This is a genomic window from Actinocatenispora rupis, from assembly GCF_016861975.1.
GTDB lineage: Bacteria > Actinomycetota > Actinomycetes > Mycobacteriales > Micromonosporaceae > Actinocatenispora > Actinocatenispora rupis.
The window spans coordinates 1-13,255 of record NZ_BOMB01000026.1 but is presented as its reverse complement, the minus strand read 5'-3'; the positions used below and the strand labels follow the sequence as shown (position 1 = coordinate 13,255).

Here is a 13,255-nt window from a genome sequence, read left to right as displayed (position 1 = left end):
GCGAGGTGATCGCGCGACATCGTGGACCTGCGTACGACCCGGCGCGAACGACGCGCTCCGAGCGCGCAAGTACGGAGGAGTTGGCGGGCGGAAGCGCAGGCACACCCGCGTGCGGCTTGTTCCACCCTTGCGAGGACGCGTGATCACGCGAGCGGCGCACGAAGTACGGGAGCGGGAGCGCGGGTTCAGCCGCACGTGACTGCTCCACCGGGCGCCGTGGCGGGAGACCGTACTGGAGCGTGCAAGCGCCGCGGGAGCGCAGTACGGGTCAAGCCGCACAGGGCTTCGCCATTGACCGTCATGACAGGGGATGCCCACGTGCCACGCGGAACGTGGGGCCGTGCGCACGTGTCCACTCCGTGGAGCGTCATGACAGAAGACGGCTCAAGATCTCCCAGTTGCCACGCGGAACGCGGGGCCGCCCGCACGTGGCCACTCCGCAGAGCCTCATGGCAGACGACGGCTCGGGATCTCCCCAGTGCCGCGCGGAATCTGGGGCGCTGCGGCGGGCTACTCCGCGGAGCGTCGTGACGGAAGACCCCGCGGAATTATGCAAGCGCCACGTGGGAACGCGGAGAAGGGAGGGCGAGAGCGGGAGCACAGGCAAGGCCGCGTCTGGCTACGCCGCCGGGCGTCGTAGCAGGAAACGGCCCGGGATCATCCAAGTGCCACGCGAACGAGGGCCGGCGTAAGTCCGCGCGTGATCACACGGCCGGGCGTCGTGGCGGTGGGATCGGGCGAGCGGCGCACCGGCGAGACGCGCAGGGCGTACGAGGGGCGGATCGTGCCAGCGATGCGGCGGCGGAGTGATGCGGTGGTGGGGCGCCGGTCAGGCGATGGGCCAGGACATGCGGACCGAGGTACCGGTGCCGTCGGGGCTCGGGGTGACCTCAAGGTCGTCGACCAGGCCGGTGAGCAGCGCGAGCCCCATGCCGACCGCGACCGTCGCGGCCGGGAACGGCTCGGCGGTCACGATGTCCTCGGAGTGCGCGACGAGTTCGACGGGATCGGGCAGGGCGTCGGCGCGGGACTCGGCGGGGCCACGGTCGTGCACCCGTACGGTGAAGCGGGGGCCGTCGGTCATCTCGACGTCGACGAGTTCCTTGCGGTGGTAGAGCTGGTGCAGCGCGACGGCACGGGAGCACGCTTCACCGACGGCGAGGCGTACCTCGTCGAGAAGTTCCTCGGGTACTCCAGCCCGACGCGCCACGGCCACCGCGACCAGTCGTGCGGTGCGTACGTGCGCTGGCGCGGGCGAGAATCCCAGCCGTACCGTCGGCATCCGGGCCGCTACCGATCGGTCGCCGGCGGGGCCGACTGGTCCCCCGTCGAGTCCTCCGCCGCCGGCTCCGCCGCGACCGCGGCCTCCTCGGTGGGCACGATCGTGAAGATCCCGTCCAGGCCGGTGATCTGGAAGATCTTGAGGATGCGCGCCTGCGCGCACACCAGCACGAGCGTGCCGCCCAGTGCCCGCAGCCGCTTGAGCCCGCCGACGAGGACACCGAGGCCGGTGGAGTCCAGGAACTCGACCTTGCTCAGGTCGATCACGAGGTGCCGGACCGGTGGCGGCGCGCCGTCCCCGTCGCCCCGCTCGATCAGGGCGAGGAGACGTTGCCGCAGCTCCGGTGCGGTGTAGACGTCGATCTCGCCCGTCACCCGCAGCACCGTGCGGCCGGCGACGGTGCCCGTCTGCAACGACAGCTCCATGCAGAACCTCCCGACGATCGACCGCGGACCACTCCCCTGCGCACTCTACCGATCGCGCGGGCGTGGCAGAGTTTCTGCCAGTGGATGCGATGGACCTGCTCGGGCGGCTGACGGCCGGTCGTCCGACGGACGCGGACGGTGCCGGTCCGATCACGCACATCCGTCGACTGCCGGCCCGCGCCGGCGACACCGTCGACTGGCCCGACTGGCTCCCGGCGTCCCTCCGCGACACCCTCGCCGAGCAGGGCATCGAGCGGCCGTGGCGGCACCAGGTCGCCGCCGCCGAATCGGCCCGTTCCGGACAGAGCACCGTCATCGCGACGGGGACCGCGTCCGGTAAGTCCCTGGCGTACCAACTGCCGGTGTTGGCGGACCTGCTCGCCGACCCGCGGGCGACCGCGCTGTACCTGTCGCCGACGAAGGCACTCGCGGCCGACCAGCTCCGGTCGCTCGCTGCGATCGTGCCGGACGGCGCGGTGCCGATCGCCCAGTACGACGGGGACACACCGAACGCGGAACGTGACTGGGCCCGGCGGTACGCCCGGGTGATCCTCACGAATCCGGACATGCTGCACCGCGGGATCCTGCCCGGGCACCGGCGGTGGGCCACGTTCCTGCGACGCCTGCGGTACGTGGTGGTCGACGAGTGCCACACGTACCGGGGGGTGTTCGGGTCGCACGTCGCGCAGGTGTTGCGGCGGCTGCGGCGTGTCGTCGGCCGGTACGGCGCGGCCGAGCCCGTCTTCGTGCTCGCGTCGGCGACCGTGGCGGACCCGGCCGAGTCGGCGTCCCGGCTCACCGGCCTGCCCGTACGGTCCGTCACCGAGGACGCGTCGCCGCGCGCCGGCCGTACCGTCGCGCTCTGGGAGCCGCCGCTGCTGCCGATCAGCGACGCGCGCGGCGAGCACGGCGCGCCCGTCCGAACGTCCGCGTTGCGCGAGTCCGCGGATCTGCTGGCCGATCTGGTGACCTGCGGCGTACGGACGCTGGCGTTCGTCCGGTCCCGCCGCGGGGCCGAACTGGTTGCGGCGATGGGACGACGCGCGGTCGCCGAGGCGGTACCGGAGCTGGCCGACCGGATCGCCGCGTACCGCGCGGGGTACCTGCCGGAGGAACGGCGCGCGCTGGAGAAGGACCTGCGCTCCGGCGAACTGCTCGGGCTCGCCGCCACGACGGCCCTCGAACTCGGCGTCGACGTCATCGGTCTCGACGCGGTCGTGCTCGCCGGATACCCGGGCACACTCGCCTCGTTGTGGCAGCAGGCGGGGCGAGCCGGGCGGTCCGGCGCGGGCGAGGCCCTCTGCGTACTGGTCGGGCGGGACGATCCGCTCGACACGTACCTCCTGCACCATCCGGAGGCGATCTTCGACCGACCGGTCGAACGGACCGTGCTCGACCCGACGAACCCGTACGTGCTCGGGCCACACCTGTGTTGCGCTGCCGCCGAACTGCCCCTGACATCGGATGACTTGGCACTCTTCGGCGGCGACATCGCACAGTCCACAGTGGACTCGCTGGTCGCCACGCGATCCCTGCGCCGCCGCCCCACCGGCTGGTACTGGACCTCGCACGAGCGGCCGCACGTGGACCTGCGCGGCGGTGGCGGCGAACCCGTCGCCGTCGTCGAGTCCGGCACCGGCCGGCTGCTCGGCACCGTGGACGCGGACGCCTCGCACAGCCAGGTGCACACCGGCGCGGTGTACCTGCACCAGGGCGCGTCGTACGTGGTGGACGAGCTGGACCTGGCCGACTCCGTGGCGCTGGTCCACCCGGAGGAACCGGACTGGACCACGCACGCGCGCGAACAGACCGACGTCTCGGTCGTCGGCGCAACCCGGTCCGTGGCGGCCGGTCCGGTCTCGCTCCACCTCGGCGTCGTCGACGTCACCAGCCAGGTCGTCTCGTACCAGCGGCGCCGGACACCGGGCGGCGAGTTCCTCGACGAGCGCCCGCTGGACCTGCCGCCGCGGCAGCTGCGTACCGTCGCCGTCTGGTACACGATCGCGCCGGACACGCTGGACGACGCCGGATTCACCGACGCCGACCTGCCCGGCTCGCTGCACGCCGCCGAACACGCCGCCATCGGCCTGCTTCCGTTGACCGCCACCTGCGACCGGTGGGACATCGGCGGCCTGTCCACCGCCGCACACCCGGACACCGGGCTGCCCACCGTCTTCGTGTACGACGGGCATCCCGGCGGGGCCGGCTTCGCCGAACGCGGCTTCGGCGCCGCCCGCGAGTGGCTGTCCGCCACCCGGGACGCGATCGTCGCCTGCGCCTGCGAGTACGGCTGCCCCTCGTGCGTCCAGTCGCCGAAATGCGGCAACGGCAACGATCCGCTCGACAAGGCCGGCGCGATCCGCATCCTCTCCCTCGTACTCGCCGGGCTTTCCACCGACGCCACGGTGTGACGCCGCGGGGACAACGGCGGCCTGCCCGTGCCGCGCTGCGGGAGATCGCCGCTGATGCATTCCCCCGGTAGAACCTTGCTCTCGTACACGCGGTGGCCGGTCCGGGCCACGTGCGCGCTCCATCGTCGGAACCGGGTCAGGTGGCTGATCCGGATGGGACGAGCGTTCCGTCATGGTCGGGGCCGGCCAATGCGGCCCTTCTGGGGCACGCGTGATCGGGCCGGTCCATGCGTCGCCTCTGGGGCACGCGCCTTGTGCGTCGGTTCTCGGGTACGGCGTCGGTTCTCGGGTACGGAGGCGCGCGTTGCTTCGCGGGTCTGGGCTGTGCCGTGCCTCGTCGTCAGGACGCGGAGGTACTTCGGTTCCGGTGTGCTGGCGCGCCCTGGTGCCGGGCTGTGTGGCGGATCTGGGCCGTGGGCGAGTCTGCCGGCGGAGGGGTGGGGTTACGGGTCGTGTGCCGGTCGGGTCGGGATGTGGTGCCGGCGTGGCTGTCGTTGGACGCGGTGGAAAGTTGCGCGCGGCGGTGCGGGTCGGCGTCAGGGGCGGGTTGTGTGGCGGGACACTTAACCCGTTACAGGTCGGGTGGCAGCGGCTACGGTCGTCGCTGTTTCGGTGGTCTCGGAAGGACGGTGGCCCATGGGCAGTCGCCCGGTGGCGGTGTTCGCGCTGTACCAGCACCTCGTCGCGGACATCTTTCCGGACGACCTGTTGGCTCGCCTCGACGCCGTGGTCGACCTCGACCCGACCGTCGTGCTGACCGATGTGGACGCCGGGCGTGACCTGCTGCGGACGGCCGACATCCTGCTCACCGGCTGGGGCTGCCCGCGCCTCGACGCCGCCGCGCTGGCGGACGCGCCGAACTTGCGCGCGGCCATCCATGCGGCCGGTTCCGTCAAGCACCACGCCACTCCGGAACTGTTCGCCGCCGGCGTCACCGTGTCCTCGGCGGCCGAGGTCAACGTACGGCCGGTCGCCGAGTACACCGTGGCCGCGATCGTGCTGGCCGCCAAGCGGACCGTGCAACGCGCCGCCGCGTACCGGGACGGGAGCGGCGGGCCCGGCGAGTACCCGACGGGCGAGGACTCGGGGTTGTACGGCAACACGATCGGCGTGGTGGGTGCGTCGCGGATCGGTCGGGTCGTGTTGCGGATGCTGGCCGGCTACGACGTCGACTGCCTGGTGTACGACCCGTACCTGACGGAAGACGATGCACGTGAGTTGGGCGCGGAACCGGTCGACCTGGACACGCTCTGCCGGCGCTCGGACATCGTCACGCTGCACGCGCCGGACCTGCCGGAGACGTACCGGATGGTGGATGCTCGGCGGATCGGGATGTTGCGGGACGGCGCGATCCTCATCAACACGGCGCGCGGGGCGCTCGTCGACACCGAGGCGCTCGTGCCGCACTGCGTCACCGGCCGGATCGACGCGGTACTCGACGTGACCGACCCGGAACCGTTGCCCGCCGGGCATCCGTTGCTGGAGCTGGACAACGTGCTCGTGACGCCGCACCTCGCCGGGAACCGGGGGCGGGAACTGCGCCGCTTCGGCGAGTTCGCGGTGAGCGAGGTGGAACGGCTGATCTCCGGTCAGCCGTTGCGCGGCCGGGTGGACCCGGCCGACCTCGCGCGGATGGCCTGACCCGGCCCCCGGTATCCGGATCACCGGCCCGGCCCGGGCGATCCCGGTCGCGGTACCCCAGCTGCCGACCGGGTCCGACGGGCGCACCGTCGTACGCACGGTGGCGTCGAGGCCGTCCAGCGTGCAGGCGGCGACGGTCGCATGGTTCGCCGCGGCGATGCGCCGGGCCGCACCGCAGGCAGGACCGGAACCCTCGATGGCATGCCGCGCAGCGGCGAGCGCGGCCAGATCGGCCGCGGACTGCGCCTGCGCGCGGGCCACGGTGGCCGCGCCGAGCCACGTTCCCGCGATGGCGATCAGGAGTACGGCGAGGCCGACGATGAGCAGGACAACGGAGGCGGAGCCGCGGTCCCGGGCCCGCATCACTGCCCCACTCCCGGCTCGGTGGCGGCAACGGCGGTGGCGGAGACGGACAGGGCGGGGACGAACAGTACGAGCAACCGCACCGGTGCCCGTACGGTGGCGTGGACGTCCTCGCCGCTGGTGTCGACCGACACCGCGGCGCCGCGGGGCGCGACCCGTCCACCGGCCGCACGTCCGTCGTCGCCGCGGGCCGCGGCACGGGCGGCCTGCCGCGCCGCGTCCACACATTCGAGCTTGGTCACCACGGCGGACACGGCGGTGAGACCGACGAGCAGCAACAGCACCACCGCGGGCATGGCCATCGCGAACTCGGCGGTCACCGAACCGCGGTCCCGTCTTCTCGACGCGCGAGCCGTGGGGGCCGGCCACCGGCTGGCCGACCCCGGGCCGCGACGAGTCCTCGTCACGGCCGACACTCAGCTCAGCGCCCGCTGGATGATCGCGGTCAGCAACGAGCGCACGGTGCCCGACGTCAGCACCTTCAGCAGCAGCCCCGCGAACGCGACCGCCGCGATGGTGCCCACCGCGTACTCGGCGGTGTTCATGCCGCCGTCGCCGCGCAGCCGACGACGGATCCGTTGCCAGATCATGACTTCCCCTCTCTGGGTCGGGACGGTCCCGACCCGGAACATGGCGACCGGCTCAGGGCAGGACCCGGCCGAGCATGGACGCGACCACCGGGATCAGGCCCGCGATGACGAACGCCGGCAGGAAGCAGAGCCCGAGCGGCAGCACGACGAGTACGCCGGCGCGGTGTGCGTTCGCCTCCATGTCGCTGAGCCGCGCGGAACGCAGGTCCTCGGCGAGCCGGAGCAACGCTCTGGCCTGGGCCGCACCGCTCTCGCTGCCCCGGGCGGCCGCCGCGGCCAACCGCTTTCCACCTGGTACGTCGGCGAATGCGGACCAGGCCGCGGTCGCTCCGCCGCCCAGAATCAGCGCCCGGCCAGCCTGGTCGAAGCGGGCGCCGAGCGGACCACCGAGCGCGGTGCCGACGGCCAGCGCCGCCTGCCCCGGGGGTACTCCGGAGCGCAGCGACGACGCCAAGAGGTCCAGCGCGAACGGAAGCTCGGCGCCCGCCCGCGCGTGGAGTTCCCGTACGGCGCGCGGCACCATGCGGCGGAGTACCTGGTCGACGACGACGCCGGCCAGGGCGCCGGCGACCAGTCCGGACCAACCGGAGACGACGACCGCGACGGCCAATCCAACGAGCGGCGGCAACGCGAGCCGTACGATGCGGCGGCCCTGCCGTACGCGAAGGGTCGGTGGACGGAGCCGCAGTCGGGTCAACCGGGTCGACGCGCGATGCACCGAGGGCACGGCGAGAAGTACCGCGACGAAGGCGAGCGGGATCGCCGAGAGGAGCGCGCCGATCATGCGGGTGCCCCGTCCATCGGGCGGGTCAGGCGTCCGGTCCACGCGACGCCGCCGAGTTGCAGGGCGAGCGCGACGACGGTGCAGAGCGCGCCGATCGTGGTGTGCCACAGGATCCGCAGCGGGTCGGCGCCGATGCCGTACCCGAGGGCGATGCCGGCCACGGGCAGCAGCGCGAGGAGCACGGCCGTCATGCGGGCGGCGGCGGTCTGCGCCGATGCCTTGCGGCGCAACCGTTCGCGCTCGACGAGGTCCGCCTGCAACCGGTCGAGCAGGTCGGCCAGCGGCGCCCCGGTACGCAGCGCCACGTCCCACACCGACGCCAGCCGGGCTGTGATGTCCGACCGCGCGGGATCGTCGGCACGGCGCAGCACCCGACCGGGATCCTCCGGTACGAGGGCGGTCGTGCCCTGGTCGCCGTCGCCGCCGGTGCCGACCAGACGCGGCCACGCGCGGCTGAGCGCACCGGCCGGAGCGAGACCGGCCCGCAGGTCGTCGGCGAGGGCGGTGACGGCATCGAGCGCGTCGGCGCGTACCTGGGCGGCGGTGCGCGCCGCGCGGTGCCGCAACACGGCATGGACCGCGAACCAGCAGTACGCGCCAGCGGTGAGGCCGGCGACCGGGCCCGCCAGCAGGGATCCGGTCAACACACCGGCCGCACCGCCGACCAGCCCGGCGAGTCGTGCCGACATCGCCAGCCGCAGCAGGTACGCCCGTGCGGTGGCGATCCGGGCACTCGCGCTGGTACGCGGGATCGCGGTCAGCCGGCGTCGAGTCCGGTACGGCAGGAGCAGCAGCACGGTGGCCACCACCAGTGCGCCCGACGAAAGGCCCGCGATCATGCCGTGATGTCCATTGTGGACGGACTGAGCAGGGCGGGTGGCACCACGCCGCGTTCGACGAGCAGCATCGCCAGTCGGCTGGCCGCAGGACGCCGGCCGTCCTGCCTCCGCCACACCGACTCGGCCGACACCCGACCGTGCGTACCGTCGCGGGTCAGGAGACAGATCTCGTCGAGCACCCGGCCGGAAGGCTGCCGGCTCAGGTGGAGGACCACCTGAAGCGCCGCACCGAGCTGGGCGTGCAGCGCGTCACGGGTGAGGCCACCGAGCAGACCCAGCGCCTCCAGCCGCGCCGGTACGTCCGCCGGCGCGTTGGCGTGCAGCGTGCCGGCGCCACCGTCGTGACCGGTGTTCAACGCGGACAACAACTCCGCCACCTCGGGGCCACGACACTCGCCGACCACGATGCGATCGGGGCGCATCCGGAGCGACTGCCGTACCAGGTCGCGGAGGCCGACCTCGCCGGCGCCTTCCGCGTTCGCCGGGCGGGCGGTGAGCCGAACGACGTGCGGATGGTCCGGGGACAGCTCGGCCGCGTCCTCGACCAGCACGATGCGCTCGCTGGCGGGAACCAGGCTGAGCAGGGTGGCGAGCAACGTCGTCTTGCCGGAGCCGGTGCCGCCCGTCACCACGTACGCCAGGCGGGCCGTGACGATCGCCCGGAGCAGTTCCGCGACGGGCCCGGGGAACGTGCCCGCCGCGGTCAGCCCGGCGAGCGTGAACGCCCGGTGCCGGAACGTCCGGAACGACAGGTACGGCCCGTTCGGCGCGACCGGGTCGAGCACCGCATGCAGGCGCGTGCCGTCCGGGAGACGCGCGTCCACGTACGGGTGGGCGTCGTCCAGCGCGCGGCCGCAGCTCGCCGCCAGCCGCTGTGCGAGCCGCCGTACCGAGTCCGGTGCCGGCCAGCGCACGACGACGCGTTCCAGCCCGCCGCCCCGGTCGCACCACACCGCGTCGCCGTTGACCAGAACATCGGTGACGAGCGGATCCTTCAACAGCGGATCCAACGGGCCGGCGCCGACCAGGTCGCGCTGCAGCCCCTCCGCCATCCCCAGAAATGCCTGGTCACCCAGCGCGCCACCGCGCTCCTCGCGCACCGCGGCGATGATGCTCGCCCGGTTCGCCACCCTCCCGGTACTCGCGAGCCGGTGCCGGATCCGATCGGTGAGCTGCTCGTCGACCGATGCCATCAGGCCACCTGCCGGGGTGCGGTCGGGGTGCGCAGCTCGGCCACCAGCCGCTCGCAGAACTCCGCGAGCGGGCCCTTGCCCGAGCCCGCCGGCGGTTCGCCGTCCTCCAACGCCACGGCCAGATCCGGCTCCGGGCGAAGGGATCCGGCCACCGGAAGCCCCAACGCCTGACCGACATCGGCGACACGCAAGCGGCCGGGCGCGGGCCCGCGTACGACGACGCGCAGCGCACGGCAGTGCGGTCCGATCTGCGCCGCCATCCGGGCCGCCGACGCGCAGCCGCGGATGTCCGCGGTGACCACCATCAGGACCTCGTCCGCCACCTGCGCAGCGCGCACGGCCGGCTCGTCGAGGTGCCGTGGCAGGTCCACCACGACCAGGTCGCTGCCGCGGCGGCCGGCCCCGAGCGTCGCCTCCATCGCCTCGACCGGCAGATCGAGCGTGTCACCGCGATCCCACGACACCACCACCAACTCACCACGCCGCGGCAGCTCACCGTACAGCGCGGCCACGTCGACCCGGCCGCGTGCGGCGGACAGCTCCGGCCACCGCAACCCCGCCGTACTTTCCCAGCCCAGCAACAGATCCACGCCACCACCGAGCGGATCCGCGTCGACCAGCATCGGGCGCCGGCCGACTCTCGCCGCGCTGATCGCGAGCCCTGCCGCCAGTACGCTGGCGCCGGCGCCACCACGCCCGCCGATCACGCCGATCACCGGGGCCTCGTCGCGTCGGGCCGTGCCGGCGGAACCGAACCGCTCGGTGAGCCACGCCGCAGCGGCGGGCAGCACGACCACGTGGTCGGCGCCCAGCGCGCCGGCTGCCTGGAACGCCGGATCGTCGGCACTCTCCGCCCCGTCCGAAACCCGCGCCACGAGCACGACATCCGACCGGTACGGCAGCTTCGCTCGCACGCACGAACTTGCCGCATCGACGCCGATCACCACCAACGACGCCGATCTCCAGTGCCGGCGCGCGGCCACCGCGTCGTGCGCGACGTCGACCTCGCCGCAGCTGGCGACGGCGAGCTGCAACAACTCGTCGAGCAGCCGCGCATCCGCGGTCACCACCAGAGGCCGCGCAAGGGACGGGGACGTACTCGGATCGGACGGGTCGGGTGCCATGGATGCCTCCGGGTCGGTGGGCGAACGCACCCACCGTGGCGCGGAATCCGACTGCGCACCACCGCCTGTGGACAACGGACAACCGCCCTGTGGACAACTCCCGAAAAATCAATCGGCGTGCTATGGCGGCGAATCCCAGGTTGTCGAATCCCTTGCGGCGCAGGCACAGTAGATCGATGCCTCGCCGCGGCTACGCCCGACTCGGTCCTCGTTGCGTTGCGCCGCGAACGAACTCAACGGCCGCCGTGAGCGCCTTCCCGCTCACCCCACCCGATCCGATCGACCGACTCAGCGCAACCACCCCGACCGACTCGACCGCACGCACAGCTCGCCCATGAAATGCAGTCATGTCCCACAACACGGCCCCAGTGCCAACGCCAACGCCAACGCCAAGGATCGGAACGGAGCCGATGAGCCTCGACGAGATACGGTCCCTCGCCATCCAGATTCACGACCGCTACGACGAACTCAACCGCCGCGAACGCGATCGGGTGTGGACGAACGAGGAGTACGCGCTGGGTTTCGTCGGCGATGTCGGCGATCTCGCCAAACTCGTGATGGCGGAGGAGGGTGCCCGGTCGATGCCGGGTGGCCGCGTCGCCCTCGAACACGAGCTGGCGGACTGCCTGTGGTCCGTACTGATCCTCGCCCATCGGCACGACGTCGATCTGGAGACCGCGTTTCGCCGCACCATGGCCGAACTCCGTACCACGATCGATGCTCGCCTCGACGCCCAACCACCCACGTGACCCGGCCACCGCCCGCCGGGCACTCGACCGCCCGCCACCGCTGAGGGACACGACGACCGCGGACGTCTCCCGTTGAACGTGGCAGGATCCCGTATCAGCGACTGGATCGGTTGCGGCGCAGTGAATGTGCGGCGGCAGGACCACACACCAATACCACGAGGGCACCTTTGACCCTGTCGATCGAGGCGTGATGCCACGCCTGTGACCGCACGACCTCAACTCCAGAGGAGCGTGATCCTTGGCCACCATCGCGAGGCGGGGCCGAGCGGCCGATGTCGCGGCGCTGGCCTACTCCCAGGGGTGGGAACGGTTCGCGGTGACCGGTTTCTCGGGCGGCGGCGCGCACGCCCTGGCCTGCGCCGCACTGCGGTCGGCGCGGGTGACGCGATGTGTCGTGGTGGCGGGCACGGCACCGCTCGCCCCACCGGGGCTGGACTTCTTCGCCAGCATGTCCACGGACAACGCCGGCGGGTTCCGGCTCGTCACGTGCGGCGCCGCGGAGTTCCGGGAGCGTACCGAGCGGGTCGCGGCCGGGGTCGTCGCAGAGCTGGATGCCGCTTGGTCGCCGGACGTCGGCAGGGTAGAGAGGATGCGGGCCATGCTGGAGGGACGGGACGGCTGGACCGACGACATGATCGCCCTGGTGCGCTTCGACATCCGGAGCATCGGCGTCCCGGTCGGCATCTGGTACTCCTCCGACGACGTCACCAGCCGCCCGGTCACAGCGCGTGGCTCCTGGCCAACATCCCGGGCACCCGGGCCTACCGGTACTCCGGCGGCCACGGCCCCGACCCCGGCACCACCGAGCAGGTGCTGCAATGGCTCCGACACTGAACACGGCCACCGTCGAGGCCGCCTCGCACGCGCCCCACACCGTGACCCGTGGCAGCATGACCGATCGTGCGAAACGAACAACTCATCCCGCGACGTACGCCGGAGTCGCGCGCCGCCACCGAGCGCATCCAGCTCGTCATGGATCTCACGTCACGCCTCAACGTGTTGCGCCACAACGACATCGAGGGCCGTACCGCCCTGCTCGGCGAGATTCTCGGCCGCCCGGTGCCGGAGACCCTCACGATCTACCCGCCGTTCTACTGCGACTACGGGCTCAACCTGGAGTTCGGCGAACGTGTCTTCGTGAACCAGAACTGCTCGTTCTACGACCTCGGCGGCATCACGATCGGCGACCACACCATGATCGGCCCCGGCGTCACGCTCAGCACGGCCGGTCACCCGGTCGAGCCGGGCGAACGGTTCAACGGCATCACCACGGCCCGTATCGACATCGAGTCGAACGTCTGGATCGGCGCGAACGCCACGATCACCCCCGGCGTACGGATCGGAACGGGATCGGTCGTGGCCGCCGGTGCCGTCGTGGCCAAGGACGTACCGCCGAACTGCGTCGTGAGCAGCACTGGCTACGTCAAGCGCCGCGATCTCAAACCAACCGAATAACCACTACCCCGCGGAGCCCCGCACGGAACAGCCGCGGACGGAGCCGCCGGGCCCCGTCCGCACCGCGACGCGTCCTCCATCGACTCAGCCTGCGGAACAGCACCGATTCCTTAGGTACCGCAACGGAAAGCGCACAGAGCCGGCCCGCCACCAATGGACGTCGGCAGCGGTCAAGGACCGCGCCGTCTTGGGCTCGGATGCTGCCGCAGCCCGGTCGAGATGGCCGGCGGCAACGTGCACGACGTCCGGTGACCCCCGGACTCGCCGCGCCCACAACAGCCAGCACTACACCCGCCACCGGCTCGCCGACGCGCTGCCGACGCCGACCTGACCTGCCCCGCACTGCGAAGCCGAGTAGAGCAAATGTCCGGGTTGCGTCAACAACCGGAACTGGCGCCC

Annotated in this window: 13 protein-coding genes and 1 pseudogene; 4 read left to right on the top strand and 10 right to left on the bottom strand. The window is 72.3% G+C overall.

The window, feature by feature from the left end:
- Nucleotides 1-829 precede the first annotated feature (829 nt).
- Together Aru02nite_RS22675 and Aru02nite_RS22670 are read right to left on the bottom strand one after the other, a co-directional pair.
- Complete coding sequence (locus Aru02nite_RS22675; protein ID WP_203660950.1) at nucleotides 830-1,282, bottom strand: ATP-binding protein; 453 nt, start codon at nucleotides 1,280-1,282, stop codon at nucleotides 830-832.
- An 8-nt stretch (nucleotides 1,283-1,290) separates the two neighbouring features.
- Complete coding sequence (locus Aru02nite_RS22670; RefSeq protein ID WP_203660948.1) at nucleotides 1,291-1,707, bottom strand: STAS domain-containing protein; 417 nt, start codon at nucleotides 1,705-1,707, stop codon at nucleotides 1,291-1,293.
- Between the two features lie 89 nt (nucleotides 1,708-1,796).
- Between Aru02nite_RS22670 and sftH the strand changes: the two genes are divergently transcribed.
- Nucleotides 1,797-4,118: a DEAD/DEAH box helicase gene (sftH, locus tag Aru02nite_RS22665; RefSeq protein ID WP_203661165.1), complete on the top strand. Its 2,322-nt coding sequence runs from the start codon at nucleotides 1,797-1,799 to the stop codon at nucleotides 4,116-4,118.
- Nucleotides 4,119-4,754: 636 nt separating this feature from the next.
- The gene (locus Aru02nite_RS22660; protein ID WP_203660945.1) at nucleotides 4,755-5,759 is read left to right on the top strand and encodes a hydroxyacid dehydrogenase; all 1,005 of its coding nucleotides are present in this window, start codon (nucleotides 4,755-4,757) and stop codon (nucleotides 5,757-5,759) included.
- Nucleotides 5,760-5,795: 36 nt separating this feature from the next.
- On the opposite strand, the pseudogene Aru02nite_RS37610 reads toward Aru02nite_RS22660, so the two are convergent.
- The 7 genes and pseudogenes from Aru02nite_RS37610 to ssd form a co-directional block, all read right to left on the bottom strand.
- Nucleotides 5,796-6,122 (bottom strand): annotated as a pseudogene (locus Aru02nite_RS37610) (Rv3654c family TadE-like protein); the annotation flags it as partial.
- Nucleotides 6,122-6,442, bottom strand: a complete 321-nt coding sequence (locus Aru02nite_RS22650; RefSeq protein ID WP_275408693.1) for a TadE family type IV pilus minor pilin — start codon at nucleotides 6,440-6,442, stop codon at nucleotides 6,122-6,124. The gene Aru02nite_RS22650 and the pseudogene Aru02nite_RS37610, both read right to left, overlap by 1 nt.
- Nucleotides 6,443-6,538: 96 nt before the next feature.
- Nucleotides 6,539-6,712, bottom strand: coding sequence for a DUF4244 domain-containing protein (locus Aru02nite_RS22645; RefSeq protein WP_203660943.1), 174 nt, complete (start codon nucleotides 6,710-6,712; stop codon nucleotides 6,539-6,541).
- A gap of 52 nt (nucleotides 6,713-6,764) precedes the next feature.
- On the bottom strand, nucleotides 6,765-7,496 hold the full coding sequence (locus tag Aru02nite_RS22640) for a type II secretion system F family protein (RefSeq protein WP_203660941.1): 732 nt from the start codon (nucleotides 7,494-7,496) through the stop codon (nucleotides 6,765-6,767).
- Nucleotides 7,493-8,335: a type II secretion system F family protein gene (locus Aru02nite_RS22635; protein ID WP_239076877.1), complete on the bottom strand. Its 843-nt coding sequence runs from the start codon at nucleotides 8,333-8,335 to the stop codon at nucleotides 7,493-7,495. Before Aru02nite_RS22635 ends, Aru02nite_RS22640 begins: the two co-directional genes overlap by 4 nt.
- The gene (locus Aru02nite_RS22630; RefSeq protein WP_203660939.1) at nucleotides 8,332-9,528 is read right to left on the bottom strand and encodes a TadA family conjugal transfer-associated ATPase; all 1,197 of its coding nucleotides are present in this window, start codon (nucleotides 9,526-9,528) and stop codon (nucleotides 8,332-8,334) included. The genes Aru02nite_RS22635 and Aru02nite_RS22630 overlap by 4 nt, the downstream gene beginning before the upstream one ends.
- Nucleotides 9,528-10,595 carry a septum site-determining protein Ssd gene (ssd, locus tag Aru02nite_RS22625; protein WP_203661159.1) on the bottom strand — a complete coding sequence of 356 codons (1,068 nt, stop codon included), beginning with the start codon at nucleotides 10,593-10,595 and terminating at the stop codon, nucleotides 9,528-9,530. Before ssd ends, Aru02nite_RS22630 begins: the two co-directional genes overlap by 1 nt.
- A gap of 467 nt (nucleotides 10,596-11,062) precedes the next feature.
- Between ssd and Aru02nite_RS22620 the strand changes: the two genes are divergently transcribed.
- Nucleotides 11,063-11,401: a MazG nucleotide pyrophosphohydrolase domain-containing protein gene (locus Aru02nite_RS22620; protein ID WP_203660936.1), complete on the top strand. Its 339-nt coding sequence runs from the start codon at nucleotides 11,063-11,065 to the stop codon at nucleotides 11,399-11,401.
- Nucleotides 11,402-11,689: 288 nt separating this feature from the next.
- Here the strand turns inward: Aru02nite_RS22620 and Aru02nite_RS22615 are convergent, their stop codons facing one another.
- A complete protein-coding gene (locus Aru02nite_RS22615; RefSeq protein WP_203660934.1) occupies nucleotides 11,690-12,124 on the bottom strand; it encodes a hypothetical protein in 435 nt (144 codons plus the stop codon).
- Between the two features lie 177 nt (nucleotides 12,125-12,301).
- Here Aru02nite_RS22615 and Aru02nite_RS37270 point away from each other — a divergent pair, with 177 nt between their 5' ends.
- Nucleotides 12,302-12,856: a DapH/DapD/GlmU-related protein gene (locus Aru02nite_RS37270; RefSeq protein ID WP_275408692.1), complete on the top strand. Its 555-nt coding sequence runs from the start codon at nucleotides 12,302-12,304 to the stop codon at nucleotides 12,854-12,856.
- Nucleotides 12,857-13,255: the final 399 nt, after the last annotated feature.

What these genes read in the sequence shown, in the direction of transcription:
- Aru02nite_RS22675 (WP_203660950.1), bottom strand. Translation starts at nt 1,282, where the DNA reads ATGCCGACGGTACGGCTGGGATTCTCGCCCGCGCCAGCGCACGTACGC.
- Aru02nite_RS22670 (WP_203660948.1), bottom strand. Translation starts at nt 1,707, where the DNA reads ATGGAGCTGTCGTTGCAGACGGGCACCGTCGCCGGCCGCACGGTGCTG.
- sftH (WP_203661165.1), top strand. Translation starts at nt 1,797, where the DNA reads ATGGACCTGCTCGGGCGGCTGACGGCCGGTCGTCCGACGGACGCGGAC.
- Aru02nite_RS22660 (WP_203660945.1), top strand. Translation starts at nt 4,755, where the DNA reads ATGGGCAGTCGCCCGGTGGCGGTGTTCGCGCTGTACCAGCACCTCGTC.
- Aru02nite_RS22645 (WP_203660943.1), bottom strand. Translation starts at nt 6,712, where the DNA reads ATGATCTGGCAACGGATCCGTCGTCGGCTGCGCGGCGACGGCGGCATG.
- Aru02nite_RS22640 (WP_203660941.1), bottom strand. Translation starts at nt 7,496, where the DNA reads ATGATCGGCGCGCTCCTCTCGGCGATCCCGCTCGCCTTCGTCGCGGTA.
- Aru02nite_RS22635 (WP_239076877.1), bottom strand. Translation starts at nt 8,335, where the DNA reads ATGATCGCGGGCCTTTCGTCGGGCGCACTGGTGGTGGCCACCGTGCTG.
- Aru02nite_RS22630 (WP_203660939.1), bottom strand. Translation starts at nt 9,528, where the DNA reads ATGGCATCGGTCGACGAGCAGCTCACCGATCGGATCCGGCACCGGCTC.
- Aru02nite_RS22620 (WP_203660936.1), top strand. Translation starts at nt 11,063, where the DNA reads ATGAGCCTCGACGAGATACGGTCCCTCGCCATCCAGATTCACGACCGC.